General features: G+C 58.0%; 11 protein-coding genes. 3 read left to right on the forward strand and 8 right to left on the reverse strand.

Annotation, left to right across the window (positions count from 1 at the left end; genetic code table 11):
- The first annotated feature begins 54 nt into the window (after positions 1-54).
- Positions 55-1497 carry a protein adenylyltransferase SelO gene (gene selO, locus ACWKXX_RS04825; RefSeq protein WP_032653291.1) on the forward strand — a complete coding sequence of 481 codons (1443 nt, stop codon included), beginning with the start codon at positions 55-57 and terminating at the stop codon, positions 1495-1497.
- Here the strand turns inward: selO and ACWKXX_RS04830 are convergent.
- From ACWKXX_RS04830 to ppsR, 8 genes are all read right to left on the reverse strand, one after another.
- Positions 1494-2273: a heme ABC transporter ATP-binding protein gene (locus ACWKXX_RS04830; RefSeq protein WP_261666286.1), complete on the reverse strand. Its 780-nt coding sequence runs from the start codon at positions 2271-2273 to the stop codon at positions 1494-1496. The two genes, selO and ACWKXX_RS04830, sit on opposite strands and share 4 nt — an antisense overlap.
- Complete coding sequence (locus ACWKXX_RS04835) at positions 2266-3258, reverse strand: FecCD family ABC transporter permease (RefSeq protein ID WP_045141497.1); 993 nt, start codon at positions 3256-3258, stop codon at positions 2266-2268. Before ACWKXX_RS04835 ends, ACWKXX_RS04830 begins: the two co-directional genes overlap by 8 nt.
- The gene (locus tag ACWKXX_RS04840; RefSeq protein ID WP_032104821.1) at positions 3258-4076 is read right to left on the reverse strand and encodes a heme/hemin ABC transporter substrate-binding protein; all 819 of its coding nucleotides are present in this window, start codon (positions 4074-4076) and stop codon (positions 3258-3260) included. Before ACWKXX_RS04840 ends, ACWKXX_RS04835 begins: the two co-directional genes overlap by 1 nt.
- Positions 4073-5101: a hematinate-forming heme oxygenase ChuS gene (gene chuS / locus ACWKXX_RS04845; RefSeq protein WP_023296351.1), complete on the reverse strand. Its 1029-nt coding sequence runs from the start codon at positions 5099-5101 to the stop codon at positions 4073-4075. The genes ACWKXX_RS04840 and chuS overlap by 4 nt, the downstream gene beginning before the upstream one ends.
- Before the next feature lie 35 nt (positions 5102-5136).
- Positions 5137-7119 carry a TonB-dependent hemoglobin/transferrin/lactoferrin family receptor gene (locus ACWKXX_RS04850; RefSeq protein WP_063404475.1) on the reverse strand — a complete coding sequence of 661 codons (1983 nt, stop codon included), beginning with the start codon at positions 7117-7119 and terminating at the stop codon, positions 5137-5139.
- A gap of 76 nt (positions 7120-7195) precedes the next feature.
- Positions 7196-7384 (reverse strand): hemin uptake protein HemP, encoded by a 189-nt coding sequence (gene hemP, locus ACWKXX_RS04855; RefSeq protein ID WP_015570723.1) that lies wholly within the window; start codon positions 7382-7384, stop codon positions 7196-7198.
- A gap of 209 nt (positions 7385-7593) precedes the next feature.
- A complete protein-coding gene (aroH, locus tag ACWKXX_RS04860) occupies positions 7594-8640 on the reverse strand; it encodes a 3-deoxy-7-phosphoheptulonate synthase AroH (protein WP_032670070.1) in 1047 nt (348 codons plus the stop codon).
- A gap of 150 nt (positions 8641-8790) precedes the next feature.
- Positions 8791-9624, reverse strand: a complete 834-nt coding sequence (gene ppsR / locus ACWKXX_RS04865) for a posphoenolpyruvate synthetase regulatory kinase/phosphorylase PpsR (protein WP_017384644.1) — start codon at positions 9622-9624, stop codon at positions 8791-8793.
- Between the two features lie 335 nt (positions 9625-9959).
- Here ppsR and ppsA point away from each other — a divergent pair, with 335 nt between their 5' ends.
- Together ppsA and ACWKXX_RS04875 are read left to right on the forward strand one after the other, a co-directional pair.
- Positions 9960-12338 (forward strand): phosphoenolpyruvate synthase, encoded by a 2379-nt coding sequence (ppsA, locus tag ACWKXX_RS04870; RefSeq protein ID WP_261666285.1) that lies wholly within the window; start codon positions 9960-9962, stop codon positions 12336-12338.
- A gap of 234 nt (positions 12339-12572) precedes the next feature.
- Positions 12573-13973, forward strand: a complete 1401-nt coding sequence (locus ACWKXX_RS04875) for an MFS transporter (RefSeq protein ID WP_261666284.1) — start codon at positions 12573-12575, stop codon at positions 13971-13973.
- Positions 13974-13975 lie beyond the last annotated feature (2 nt).

A 13975-nucleotide genomic window follows, 5' to 3' on the forward strand; every position in this document is an offset into this window, starting at 1 on the left:
CTTCGCCCGTGTTTACGTCCAGGGAAACCCTCTACACTTAAAGCAGGAGGACTTATGACCCTGTCTTTTACTGCTCACTGGCACGATGAATTACCCGGCTTTTACACCGCGCTTAAGCCAACGCCATTACAGAACGCGCGTCTTATCTGGCATAACGATGCATTAGCGGATTCGCTTGGCATCCCTTCGACGCTTTTTCAGCCAGAAAAAGGCGCCGGCGTCTGGGGCGGCGAAACGCTGCTCCCGGGCATGAAGCCGCTGGCTCAGGTCTACAGCGGACATCAGTTTGGCGTCTGGGCGGGACAGCTCGGCGATGGCCGCGGCATCCTGCTGGGTGAACAGCTTCTGCCGAATGGCGAAACGCTCGACTGGCACCTGAAAGGGGCAGGGCTAACCCCGTACTCACGCATGGGGGATGGCCGCGCGGTGCTGCGTTCAACCATCCGTGAAGGTCTGGCTTCCGAGGCGATGCATGCCCTGGGGATCCCCACCTCACGCGCGCTGTCCATTGTCACCAGCGACACGCCGGTGGCCCGGGAAACGATGGAGCAGGGGGCGATGCTGATCCGCGTGGCGGAAAGCCATCTGCGTTTCGGTCATTTTGAACACTTCTACTATCGCCGCGAGCCGGATAAGGTCCGCCAGCTTGCCGATTACGCCCTTCGCCGTCACTGGCCGCACCTGCAAAACGAGCCGGACCGCTATGTTCTCTGGTTCCGTGATATTGTCGCGCGCACTGCCGCAATGATTGCCCGCTGGCAGGCCGTCGGCTTTGCCCACGGGGTGATGAATACCGACAACATGTCCCTGTTAGGGCTGACGTTTGACTACGGTCCGTACGGCTTCCTTGATGACTATCAGCCGGGTTACATCTGTAACCATTCGGACTATCAGGGGCGTTACCGTTTCGACAACCAGCCTGCGGTGGGGCTGTGGAACCTTCAGCGGCTTGCGCAAAGCCTGTCGCCGTTTATCGACGTCGATGCCCTGAACGATGCGCTGGACAGCTATCAGGAGATCCTGCTGCGGGAATATGGTGTGTTAATGCGCAACAAGCTGGGGCTGATGACGCAGGAAAAAGGCGATAACGCGCTGTTGAATGGGCTGTTTGCCATCATGGTGCGTGAAGGCAGCGACTATACCCGAACCTTCCGTATGCTGAGCCAGACCGCGCAGCAGAGCGCCGCGTCACCGCTGCGCGACGAGTTCATCGATCGTCAGGCGTTTGATGACTGGTTTGCCGTTTACCGGACGCGTTTACAGCAGGAACAGATTGATGACGATACCCGCCAGACGCGGATGAAGGCGGTTAACCCGGCGATGGTGTTGCGCAACTGGCTGGCGCAGCGGGCCATTGAGCAGGCAGAGCAGGGGGATTATACCGAGCTGCATCGGCTGCATATCGCCCTGCGCACGCCGTTTGCCGACCGGGAGGATGACTATGTCAGCCGCCCGCCGGACTGGGGCAAGCGGCTGGAAGTGAGCTGCTCAAGCTAAGGGGCGAGAAAAACCTGCGGTGCGGCGTGCGCCGGATGTCTGCCGACGTGCACCTGCGCACCGTACCAGTGTGCCAGCGCGTCGGCCTGCAAAACCGTCTCCGGTATGCCCTGAGAAACAATCCTGCCGTTGTGTAACAGCAGGATCCGGTCCGACCATAATGCGGCAAGATTGAGATCGTGCAGCACCACGCAGGCGTGAAGATGGCCCTGACGGGTCAGCGATTTCAACAGGCGCAGCAGATGCTGCTGGTGGTAGAGATCCAGCGCTGAAGTGGGTTCGTCGAGAAACAGCCAGCCGCGCGGCGTTCCGTCACGCCACAGCTGCGCCAGCGCGCGGGCGAGCTGGACGCGCTGCTGCTCGCCCCCCGAGAGGGCATGATAACGCCTGCCGGCCAGCGGCAGGCAACCGGTCAACTGCAACACCTCACGCACAACTGACGGTTCCGGGTGATGCGTCCAGGGCGCACGCCCCATTCCAACGATCTCCTCCACCTGCCAGTCAAATCCAGGCTGGGACTGCTGGCGCATCACCGCCCGATAGCGGGACAGCGTCTGCGGATGCCATTCATCCAGCGCTTTTCCCGCCAGCGAACAGCCGCCGCTGTCGGGTTTCAGGTAGCCGGTCAGCAGCCGCAGCAGCGTGGATTTCCCCGCGCCGTTGGGGCCGATCAATGTAACCAGCTCTCCCTGCGACAGTGACAGCGAAACGTTATCTGTCAGCGTGCGGCCAGACCGGGTAAAAGTAAGATTTTCAGCCGTATAACGTTCAGCCATGCTGTTCTCCACGACGAAAAATGAGCCATAAGAACCAGGGAGCGCCAAGGATACTGGTCAGCAGGCCGACCGGCATTTCTGCCGGAGCGACCAGGGTGCGCGCGACCGTATCCGCCACCAGCAGCAGTAAAGCGCCCGCGAGTACCGTGCCGGGGAGGGTTGCCCGGTGATCGGCGCCCAGCCACATGCGCATCAGGTGCGGCACCACGAGTCCGACAAAGCCAATCACGCCGCTGACGGCGACAGCCGCAGCGACCAGCAGGGCGCTGCATAACAGTAATATTCGCTGTACAAAGGCAACGTCCACGCCAAGGTAATGCGCTTCCTCTTCACCCAGTTGCAGTAAATTTAATGCGCTGGCACAACGCCAGATCGTCAGAACGGCAGGCACCATCAGCGAGGTCACGGCGAGCAGCGTTGACCACTGTGCCTGACCAAGACTTCCCATTCCCCAGAGTGAAAGCTGACGCAGCTGGGCGTCATTGCTGACCCACGAAAGCACACCCACTGCCGCACCGCACAGGGCATTGATGGCGATACCCACCAGCAACAGACGTGACAGAGAGGGGTCACGCTGCTTGCTGAGCAGGAAGATCACGCCTGTGGCTGCCAGAGCCCCAAGAAATGCCGCCAGCATAGGGGCGTAAAGCATCACCAGCGCGGGCAGCGAGAGCGGGAGCACCACCCACAGGGCGACGGCCAGCGCCGCACCGCTGCTGATCCCGAGCAGGCCCGGGTCGGCCAGTGGATTGCGGAACAGCCCCTGCATGACGCAGCCGGCGAGCGCCAGCGACCCGCCAATCACCAGCGCCAGCAGCACGCGGGGCAGACGGATGGTAAGCCAGATCTGGCGTAGCGTCTCATCGCTGCCGCTCCACAGCACGTTCACCGGCAGGCGTAACGCCCCAAAACCGGTGGCCATGAACGTCATGACGGTAAGCAACCCCGCCAGAAGCCATAACGATAACGTGATGCGCCGGGACATCAGGGCAGTTGCTCCGCTCTGGCACGCAGCTGTTGTATGGCTTTCGGCGTGCGGACGCTGAAGCCCAGCAGGGCCATATCATCAATAGCCAGCATCTGCTTGCTTCGTCCCGCTGGCGTTTGCGCCAGACCGGGCAGTTTCCACAGATTTTCTTCGCCGCCCAGCGCGTTAAGACCGTCCTGCGAAATCACCACCAGATCCGGCTGGCTGGCCATCACCCCCTCCTGGGAAAGCGGCTGATAGCGGGTAAAGCCCTGCATGGCGTTCTGCAACCCGGCGGCGCGTATTGCCGCATCCGCGCCGGTCTGTTGCCCGGCCGCCATTGCGGTCATTCCGCCGTGGCTGAGAATAAACAGCACCCGCTTGTTGAGCGGTGTTGAGGGCAGTGCCGCCAGCGCCTGACGCAGCGAGTTGCGCAGGGTTTCCCCTTGCGCCTCATGATGCGTCGCCTGAGCTATCACCCGTACTTTTTCGTCAATCGCGCGCAGGTCAGGCGTGCCGGGAACGGTAACCACCCGGACGTGGCTCTGTTCAACCTGTTTCAGCGCCAGAGAGGGCTGCGCCTGGTCGCTTGCCAGCACCAGCGTCGGGCGTACGGATAAAATCCCCTCCGCATTCAGCTGGCGAAGATACCCCACGTCAGGCAGCGCGTTTGTCGCCTGCGGCCACTGGCTGGTACTGTCGCGCGCAACCAGAGAAGACTCCGCGCCGAGGGCGTAGACGATCTCCGTCACGTCGCCGCCGAGGGCGACAATTCTCTCCGGCGCGGCGACGGCGACCAGCGGCAGGGCGCAGAGCAGGGCGAACCAGTTTTTCATGCGGCCAGCCCTTCTGGCGTCAGGGCGTCAATCTGGCGGCGCCACTGGCTCTGCTCAGGCTCGCCTTCGGTACGCTGCCCGTAGAGCTGGGCGATCTGAGTGCCGTCCGCAGCAAACAGCTCCAGGCTGGTAACGTGTCCGTCCGCCGTAGGCTTGCGCGTTACCCACGTCTCGGCGATAGTCTCCTCCAGCAGATGCAGGGTAAAGGTTGGGTTGAAGATGTTCAGCCAGCCCTTCATGGGCGTCAGTTTTTCCACCACACCGGTGAAGATCTGCACGCAGCCGCGGTTGCCGACGAAGATCATGATTTCGTTTCCGTCTTGTCGCGCCGTCTCCAGCAGCTGTGCCAGCGCGCTGTTATCCACCTTACAGGCCAGATCGTCACTCACCAGACGAAACGCCTGCTGGCGGCTCAGGTTATGGCGCTTCAGTAAGCTAAAGAACTGATGCACATCGGTCATGGCGCGCCACTCTTTCTCCACCGAGCCTGCATCAGCACCGTCGGAATGCGCAGGGGCATCGACAGCCTTCAGTGCCAGAGTGGGGTTATCGGCAATGATAAAACGGGTCAGCACGTCGCCCCAGGCGGCAACGTCGGTGTGATCCGTGGTGTAGACCTTCAGTAAAGCGTCGCCCTGATGATCGAAGAACTGAATGCTCTGACGTTCGCCGCGGGAGGTCGTTTCACTTATGTGAAACGCGCTTGCCCACTGGTTGAGGAACAAACGCAGATCCAGCGCGCGCGGATTCAGCACCAGCCCGGCATGACCGCCGAGGTGCTGGTTAGTAAACGCCCCGACCTGTTCGTGAACGGCGTATTCGTTACGGCAGATGCATTTGGTTTCCCCCACCGACTCCAGCGCTGCCAGAATCTCACGGATTTCACCGCGCAGCCGCCAGGCGTCGTGTCCAACGCGCGCAAATGCCAGCTCTGCTTCGCTGATGTGCATTAATCCGGCGATATCACGGGCGTACTTACCCGGATGTTCTTCTTTAAGCTCAAGCCAGCGTGTGTAGTGACCCATAATCTTATCCTTCTGAATCGTTGCCCCGAAGGGAATTACCATTGATAACTGACGAAGATCTTGCCGTTGCGGCCATCCTGCGGGATGCCTTGTGGTGACCAGTAGGCTTTGTCAAAGGCGTTCCCCAGCACGAGGGTGGTGGTGATGCCTTTGAACTGCTGCTGACCTTTATAGCTGACGTAGAAATCATTCACTGCGTAGCCAGGCTGCTCGCTGTAGCTGCTGCTGATGTGCGTTGAACGTTCGACGAAGGTGCCGATCCAGCCCACGGAGAAGCCGCTTTGCGCCACGGGGATATCCAGCTTGCTGGTGACGGTGTCCGGGTTGATGCTGGAGATGTATTCGCCCGTGTCGGTATCTTTCCCGCGTGTGCGGTTGTAGGCCACGTCCAGGTTGAACAGACTGGTCGCGTAGGTCGCCATCATGTCCCAGCCCCAGATTTTGGCATTTGGTACGTTATAGGACATGGTGGTGGCCGCCGCAAAATCGACGGTAGTGGAGATGTAATCTTTCGCTTTGGTGTCGAAGTAGCTGGCTTTGAACTCCAGCGCGTCGTTGGCGAGCAGCAGATCGTCAAAACGTAGCCCAAAACCGAACTCCTGGGTTTCGTTAGTTTCCGGACGCAGGTTCGGGTTCGGCACCCAGTAGTTGGTGTAGAAGCTGCCGATAGAGAAGTGCTTCGAGTCGTTATACATCTCGCCCATCGTTGGCGCGCGGAAGGCCTGGGCGTAAGAGCCGAACAGCATCAGCCAGTCGGCTGGACTCACGGTTAACCCGGCGCGTGATGACCACTTATCCGCATCCACGTCGTCGTAACCGTCGCTGCTGCCGCGGTAGTTGTCGTAACGCGTCCCGCCGAGAAGCGTTACCGGCAGGTCGCGCAGAGTGATCTCATCCTGCAACCAGCCGGAGCTGAAGTCGATTTTCGCGTCCGGGAAGCCGGTGGTCGCGCCGCCAGGGTGTTGCTCCTGACGATAGTATTCCCCGCCGTAGGTCAGCAGGTGCGAGGCGAAAGAGTCGCTGAACAGGCGGGTGCGGTTTTCCACTTTGCCGCCTTTGGTAGTCTGCTTACGGAACTCGCCGCTGGCGTCGATGTTCTGGGCGTTGATCCGCGCTTCGGACCAGTAAATTTTCGCATCGGCGTTCAGCCAGTTGTTTCCGGCTGGCGCAATGCGGTAGCCAAGCTGGGCATCGCGCTGAATGGTGGAACGATCGGTCATCGGGTTACTGCTGCTGGCATCCGTGGTCTGCGGATTTTTCGGCTCCTGCGCGTCGTTGTTGTAGTAGCGCAGGGAGCCGCTCAGCGTCTGCGCCGGATCGATTTTCCAGCTGCCTTTCGCCAGCATATTGTTGATGGATTCGTCGTTTGGCGCCCTCGCGCCGTCACTCTGGCGAATGTCGCCGCGATCGCGGCTGGACCAGGAGACCAGACCGTCCAGGGTATCGGTGCGGCCATAGGCGCTGGCACCCATCCCGATGCTGTGATCGCCCGTTGCACCGGTAGCAAATACGCGATAGCCGCTGTTTTTACCTGCATCCAGCAGATCGCTGGCGTCGACGGTGTCATACGAAATTACGCCGCCCAGCGCGCCGCTGCCGTACAGCAAGGCGGAAGGACCACGTACTACTTCAATACGTTTGATCAGCGCCGGATCGAGGAACGTGCTGTTCAGGTGTCCGGTATCAGTGCCCTGGCGCACGCCATCCACCAGTATCAGCACGCCACGGCGGTCATAGCCCCGGAGGTTAACGTCCTGACCGTTGGTGCGCCCGGTGCCGTCCAGCATCAGACCGGGCACCTTGCGCAGCAGGTCGGCGGCGGAGCTGGCGGTCTGGTTTTCCGGCGCGGTGGCGTCAATCACGCTCACCATCATGGGGGCTTCAAAGGCGCTGCGGGCATTGCCGGTGGCGGTGACGGTGATCTCGTCTGCGGCGGCAAACGTAACGCCCGGCAGGGTGCTGACAATCGCCAGCGCCAGAAGAGACGGGCGTAAAGACGCGGATTGCAGGTGTGGCATAGCAACTCTCCATAAGAATTGAAAAGCGCTGGCTGCCTGGGGATCACCTGGGTGGCTGGCGAATGTGTTGTCTGGTTTATTTAGTCAGGATCAGTTTTCCGGCATTGGTCTGGCGCAGCAGGTAGTGCTGGCCGTCATGCTCGATAATGACCCGTCCCTCCTCACCCAACAGGCTTTTGCTGTCGATTCGGCGATCGGTGGGAGCAGGGGACGGTGCTGTGTGTGTTTTTGTTGGCGTTGCCGCGCTGTTATCGGTAGGTGACATAATGTTTATAAATAACAATCAATGTAACAATGATAATCATTATCAATAAACTACAAATTCACGGCAAGCGTTTTTGTGAAAATTGTGTGACGGGATCAAATTTGGGGGAGAGGTGCGGTCTGATGCCCTCACCCCGCCCCTCTCCCACGGGGAGAGGGAGAAGGGCACGTACCGTAGGCCGGGTAAGCGCAGCGTCACCCGGCAGGATTTTAAAAGCGTGTGTCCACGGCTGAAGCCAGCATCTCCAGCAGCAGCTCGCTGTCTTCCCAGCTCAGGCACGGGTCGGTGATCGACTGGCCGTAGACCATTTGCTGTCCGGCGACGATCTTCTGCGTGCCTTCTTTGATAAAACTCTCCGCCATAATTCCTGCAATGGCGGTCGAGCCGCTGCGGATCTGCTGGCAAACTTCCTCGCAGACGTCCAGCTGGCGGCGGTGCTGTTTCTGACAGTTGCCGTGGCTGAAATCCACCACCAGATGCTCCGGCAGGTCAAATTCCGCCAGCGTTTCGCAGGCGGCGGCAATATCTTCTGCATGGTAATTCGGTTTTTTACCGCCACGCATAATGATATGTCCGAACGGGTTGCCGCTGGTCTGGTAGATGGTCATCTGGCCGTTTTTATCCGGGGAGAGGAACATATGGCTGGCGCGTGACGCGCGGATGGCATCTACGGCAATTCGGGTATTGCCGTCCGTTCCGTTTTTGAAGCCCACCGGACAGGAGAGCGCCGACGCCATTTCACGGTGGATCTGGCTTTCGGTGGTACGTGCGCCAATCGCGCCCCAGCTAATGAGGTCGGCAATAAACTGTCCGGTCACCATATCCAGAAATTCGGTGGCAGTTGGCACGCCCAGCTCGTTAACCTGTAACAGCAGCTTGCGCGCCAGCGTAATACCGTGATTCACCCGGTAGCTACCGTTCAGATCGGGATCGGAAATCAATCCTTTCCAGCCCACGACGGTACGCGGCTTTTCAAAGTAGGTACGCATCACGATCTCCAGGCGATCCTGATACGTGCCGCGCAGCGTCTGAAGGCGTTGTGCATAATCCATTGCCGCGTCGAGGTCGTGGATGGAGCAGGGGCCAATCACCACCAGAAGACGTTTGTCTTCACCATTGAGAATTTTTTCGATGCGGCGACGGGAGGCCGTCACATGGTCCGCCACCTCGGCGGATACGGGATGCAGCCGGGCCAGTTCAGCCGGTGTGACCAGGCTATCAATGCGCGCGGTGCGCAGTTCGTCGGTTTTGTTCATGGAATGTCTCAGAAATTTTTTGCTTCATCGGCAGACTACCGGGAAGTGATGGCCATCACCTTAAACCAATCCCTGCTGATTTCAAGTTCGGGGCACGTCGCCCCGAGGATGGCATGATAATAACTGAAACTGGATTAATGTACTAGCATATTAGTACATGCGGCGATTCAGCCCCATGATATCGAGGATCTTGGTGGCAATTTCTTCTACTGAATAGTTGGTACTGTTCAGCCAGGGAATTTGATTTTTCCGGTATAGCGCTTCGACTTCGGAGACTTCCATTCGGCACTGGCGCATCGAGGCGTAGCGACTGTTCTCGCGACGTTCTTCGCGGATCGCCGCCAGGCGTTCCGGGTTGATGGTCAGCCCAAACAGCTTATGCTGGAGCGGCTTGAGCGCGGCGGGCAGCACCAGGTTATCCATATCATCGGCAATAAAGGGGTAGTTGGCGGCACGAATGCCAAACTGCATCGCCAGGTAAAGGCTGGTGGGGGTTTTACCGCAGCGCGACACGCCGAGCAAAATCACCTGCGCCTGGTCGAGATTGCGCAGGGAGATCCCGTCGTCGTGCGCCAGGGTGTAGTCAATGGCGGCAATACGCGCATCGTATTTGGTCAGGTTGCCGGGGTTCAGACCGTGGGTACGGTGGGCGATCGGCGTCGGGTCGAGCTTCAGCTCGCTTTGCAAGGGAGCAACCAGCGCCTGCACGATGTCCTGACAGAAGCCCTCGCTTTGCAAAATGATGTTGCGGATCTCAGGGATCACAATGGAATAGAACACCAGCGGACGAACGCCGGTCTGCTGGTAAATGGCGTCGATCTGGTCCTTGACCGCTTTGGCCCGGCTCTCATTTTCCACGAACGGCAACGTGATGCTGTTTATCGATACCGGAAACTGCGACATTACCGCGTGTCCCAGCACCTCGGCGGTAATCGCCGTCCCATCAGAAATATAAAAAACGTGGCGATCGACAGCATTATCCATTTTATCCACCCTGAATAGCGTACGTAATTGCCTGAAAGCATAAATTAAAAAAGTTAATTTCACAGCAAAGAACTTATCTGAATTTAAAATGAAATGGTGTTTTTGATTTTCCTGAAAAGTGGATTTCATTTTTCGAATAGCGGCTTTATTTCTATGGTTTTTGCCGGAATCTATAGGAATCATCGGGTTAGCGAGTGCCGGGAATCTGTCCGAAAAGTTGAAAATTTAAATTGCTTACACGATTCACCGTTTTTTTAGCGGAAATAAATATGCCAGTATAAATACGTAGTCAGGTGTTTCTTACTCCGATCAAATATCACAAAAGGATTGTTTCGATGTCCAACAATGGCTCGTCACCGCTGGTGCTTTGGTATAACCAACTCGGCATGAATGATGTAGACAGAGTTGGGGGCAAAAATGCCTCCCTGGGTGAAATGATTACAAATCTGTCCGGTATGGGTGTCTCCGTACCTAACGGGTTTGCCACAACCGCCGATGCGTTTAACCTGTTTTTAGACCAGAGCGGTGTAAACCAGCGCATTTACGACCTGCTGGATAAAACGGATATTGATGATGTCATCGAGCTTGCCAAAGCCGGCGCGCAAATCCGCCAGTGGATCATCGACACACCTTTCCAGCCGGAACTGGAAAAAGCCATCCATGACGCCTACAACCAGCTCTCCGCTGACGACGCGCAGGCCTCCTTTGCCGTGCGCTCTTCCGCCACCGCGGAAGATATGCCGGATGCCTCTTTCGCCGGGCAGCAGGAAACCTTCCTCAACGTCCAGGGTTACGAGGCGGTACTGGTGGCGGTGAAGCATGTGTTTGCTTCCCTGTTCAACGACCGCGCCATCTCCTATCGCGTCCATCAGGGCTATGACCACCGCGGCGTCGCGCTTTCCGCCGGCGTGCAGCGCATGGTGCGTTCCGACGTAGGCTCTTCCGGCGTGATGTTCTCTATCGACACTGAATCCGGCTTCGACCAGGTGGTGTTTATCACCTCCGCGTGGGGTCTGGGCGAGATGGTGGTGCAGGGGGCGGTGAACCCTGACGAATTCTACGTGCACAAGCCTACGCTGGCGGCTAACCGTCCGGCAGTGGTACGTCGCACCATGGGCTCGAAAAAAATCCGCATGATCTATGCTCCGACGCAGGAGCATGGCAAGCAGGTCACCATTGAAGATGTGCCGCAGGAGCTGCGGGATCGCTTCTCACTGACCGACGCCGAAGTGGAAGAGCTGGCGAAGCAGGCGGTGCAGATTGAAAAACACTATGGCCGTCCAATGGACATCGAGTGGGCGAAAGACGGACACACCGGCAAGCTGTTTATCGTGCAGGCGCGTCCGGAAACCGTACGTTCACGCGGTCAGGTCATGGAGCGCTACACCCTGCACGCGCAGGGCAAAATTGTCGCGGAAGGCCGCGCAATTGGTCACCGCATCGGTGCCGGTCCGGTGAAAGTGATCCACGACATCAGCGAGATGAACCGCATCCAGCCCGGCGACGTGCTGGTGACCGACATGACCGACCCGGACTGGGAACCGATCATGAAAAAAGCGGCTGCCATCGTCACCAACCGCGGCGGCCGTACCTGTCACGCGGCTATTATCGCCCGTGAGCTGGGGATCCCAGCGGTAGTCGGCTGCGGTGACGCGACCGAACGCATGAAGGACGACCAGAAGGTGACGGTCTCCTGCGCTGAAGGCGATACCGGGTACGTGTATGCCGATATCCTCGACTTCAGCGTGAAAAGTTCCAGCGTGGATACCATGCCGGACCTGCCGCTGAAGATCATGATGAACGTCGGCAACCCGGACCGCGCGTTTGACTTCGCCTGCCTGCCGAACGAAGGCGTGGGCCTGGCGCGTCTGGAATTTATTATTAACCGTATGATCGGGGTGCATCCGCGTGCGCTGCTGGAGTTCGACGACCAGGACGCAAAACTGCAAAACGAAATCCGCGAGATGATGAAGGGTTACGACTCGCCGAGAGAGTTCTATGTGGGTCGTCTGACGGAAGGGATCGCCACGCTCGGCGCGGCCTTCTACCCGAAACGCGTGATCGTGCGTCTGTCGGACTTTAAGTCCAACGAATACGCTAACCTGGTGGGCGGTGAACGCTACGAGCCGGAAGAAGAGAACCCGATGCTGGGCTTCCGCGGCGCCGGACGCTACGTGTCGGAAAGCTTCCGCGACTGCTTCGCGCTGGAGTGCGAGGCGGTAAAACGCGTGCGCAATGACATGGGGCTGACCAACGTGGAAATCATGATCCCGTTCGTCCGTACCGTGGATCAGGCGAAAGCGGTGGTGGATGAGCTGGCGCGTCAGGGGCTGAAGCGCGGCGAGAACGGGCTGAAGATCATCATGATGTGTGAAATTCCGTCCAACGCCCTGCTGGCCGAGCAGTTCCTGGAGCACTTCGACGGCTTCTCCATTGGCTCGAATGATATGACGCAGCTGGCGCTCGGCCTGGACCGCGACTCCGGCGTCGTCTCTGAGCTGTTCGATGAGCGTAACGAGGCGGTGAAAGCGCTGCTCTCCATGGCCATCCGCGCGGCGAAGAAACAGGGTAAATATGTCGGGATTTGCGGCCAGGGTCCTTCTGACCATGAAGACTTTGCGGCCTGGCTGATGGATGAGGGGATTGATAGCCTCTCCCTGAACCCGGATACCGTGGTGCAGACCTGGCTGAGCCTGGCAGAGCTGAACAAGTAAAACCTGCACAACCTGAAAAAGGCGAGGATATCTGTCCTCGCCTTTTTTATTTTCCTGCGAATATGCTCACCATCACAAATAAAGCAAAAAACCAAATATCATAATTTATCTGTTAATTTAGACAATTGTTAGCGGGCAGGGCGTTGCTAATACTTGAGCCTTACCGCGTACATCCGTCGGGATGATGCGCGACTGGTTGAAATACGTTTTAACCTGATAAAAAGGCAAATAACAATGACAATCTCCTCTGTATTACGTACCAAAGATAAAATAGGTTATGGCCTCGGCGATATGGCCAGCGCGCTGGTCTGGCAAACGGCAACGTTATTTCTCGCTTATTTCTATACGGACGTATTCGGTTTGCCTGCGGCCATTATGGGCACCATGTTTTTAGTGGTGCGCGTGATCGATGCGTTTGTCGACCCGTGCATTGGCGCGCTGGTGGACCGCACTCAGACCCGCCACGGTCGTTTTCGTCCCTGGCTGCTCTGGTTTGCCATTCCGTTTGGCGTGAGCTGCCTGATTACCTTCTACGTACCGGATGCCGGGGCGACGGCAAAAATTGTCTATGCCTGCGTAACCTATGCCATCCTGAGTCTGATCTATTCCGCGATTAACGTCCCTTACTGTGCCATGCCTGGCGCGCTGACGCTCGACCCGCGCGAACGCCACTCGCTGCAATCCTGGCGCTTTGGCCTGTCGTTTATCGGCGGGTTGATTGTAACGGTCATCGCGCTGCCGCTGGTCTCATTATTAGGCCAGGGGAATGTGCAAAAAGGCTATTTCTATGCTATGAGCCTGATGGGGCTGCTGGGCATTGTTTTATTCTTCTGCTGCTTCTTTATGACCCGGGAGCGTTACTCGCCGCGCAATGACACCTCCGGCTCGATGCTGACGGATTTAAAACTGCTGGCCGCCAATAGCCAGTGGCGAATTGTTTTTCTGTTTAATATTTTACTGTTAACCGCCGTCGTGACGCGTGGCTCTGCGACCATGTATTACGTTAATTATGTTCTGTTACGTCCGGAACTGGTTTTTGCCTTTATTGTTTCAGGCATGGTGGCCTCCTTAAGCGGCGCATTATTATCTGAACGCCTGCTGGGCAAATTTGACCGGGTGCGTGCCTATCAGTGGACCATTATTTCTTTCGTTATTTTTGGCGCGCTGATTTTCTTCATTCCGCCTTCGCAGGTGTGGCTGATATTCGGTCTGAATATTGTGTTTAGTTTTATTCAGAACCTGACCACGCCGCTGCAATGGACCATGTTCTCCGATGTGGTGGACTACGAAGAACACCGTAGTGGCCGCCGCCTGGACGGGCTGGTCTTTTCTACCGCCCTGTTTGCCATCAAGTTTGGGCTGGCGCTGGGTGGGGCGGTGGTCGGTTGGGTGCTTGGCATGGTGGATTACGCGCCGGGTCAGGCAAACCAGGCGCCTCACGTTCTTGCAACCATCAATGCCCTGTTCACCCTGATCCCCTGCGTGCTGTTCCTCTGCATGGTGGCGCTCCTTGCCATCTACAAACTTAACAGCCGGCTGGTGGACAGCATCGCCCGCGAGCTGGCCAGCAAACGCGATAGTCGAAACGATGCGGGGCAGCTCAGCCCGGCAACCCAATCCGCACTACAGGAGTAAAC

It is taken from the genome of Enterobacter sp. UPMP2061, from assembly GCF_053709615.1.

What these genes read in the sequence shown, in the direction of transcription:
- selO (WP_032653291.1), top strand. Translation starts at nt 55, where the DNA reads ATGACCCTGTCTTTTACTGCTCACTGGCACGATGAATTACCCGGCTTT.
- ppsR (WP_017384644.1), bottom strand. Translation starts at nt 9,624, where the DNA reads ATGGATAATGCTGTCGATCGCCACGTTTTTTATATTTCTGATGGGACG.
- ACWKXX_RS04850 (WP_063404475.1), bottom strand. Translation starts at nt 7,119, where the DNA reads ATGCCACACCTGCAATCCGCGTCTTTACGCCCGTCTCTTCTGGCGCTG.
- ACWKXX_RS04840 (WP_032104821.1), bottom strand. Translation starts at nt 4,076, where the DNA reads ATGAAAAACTGGTTCGCCCTGCTCTGCGCCCTGCCGCTGGTCGCCGTC.
- ACWKXX_RS04835 (WP_045141497.1), bottom strand. Translation starts at nt 3,258, where the DNA reads ATGTCCCGGCGCATCACGTTATCGTTATGGCTTCTGGCGGGGTTGCTT.
- chuS (WP_023296351.1), bottom strand. Translation starts at nt 5,101, where the DNA reads ATGGGTCACTACACACGCTGGCTTGAGCTTAAAGAAGAACATCCGGGT.
- ACWKXX_RS04830 (WP_261666286.1), bottom strand. Translation starts at nt 2,273, where the DNA reads ATGGCTGAACGTTATACGGCTGAAAATCTTACTTTTACCCGGTCTGGC.
- hemP (WP_015570723.1), bottom strand. Translation starts at nt 7,384, where the DNA reads ATGTCACCTACCGATAACAGCGCGGCAACGCCAACAAAAACACACACA.
- aroH (WP_032670070.1), bottom strand. Translation starts at nt 8,640, where the DNA reads ATGAACAAAACCGACGAACTGCGCACCGCGCGCATTGATAGCCTGGTC.
- ACWKXX_RS04875 (WP_261666284.1), top strand. Translation starts at nt 12,573, where the DNA reads ATGACAATCTCCTCTGTATTACGTACCAAAGATAAAATAGGTTATGGC.
- ppsA (WP_261666285.1), top strand. Translation starts at nt 9,960, where the DNA reads ATGTCCAACAATGGCTCGTCACCGCTGGTGCTTTGGTATAACCAACTC.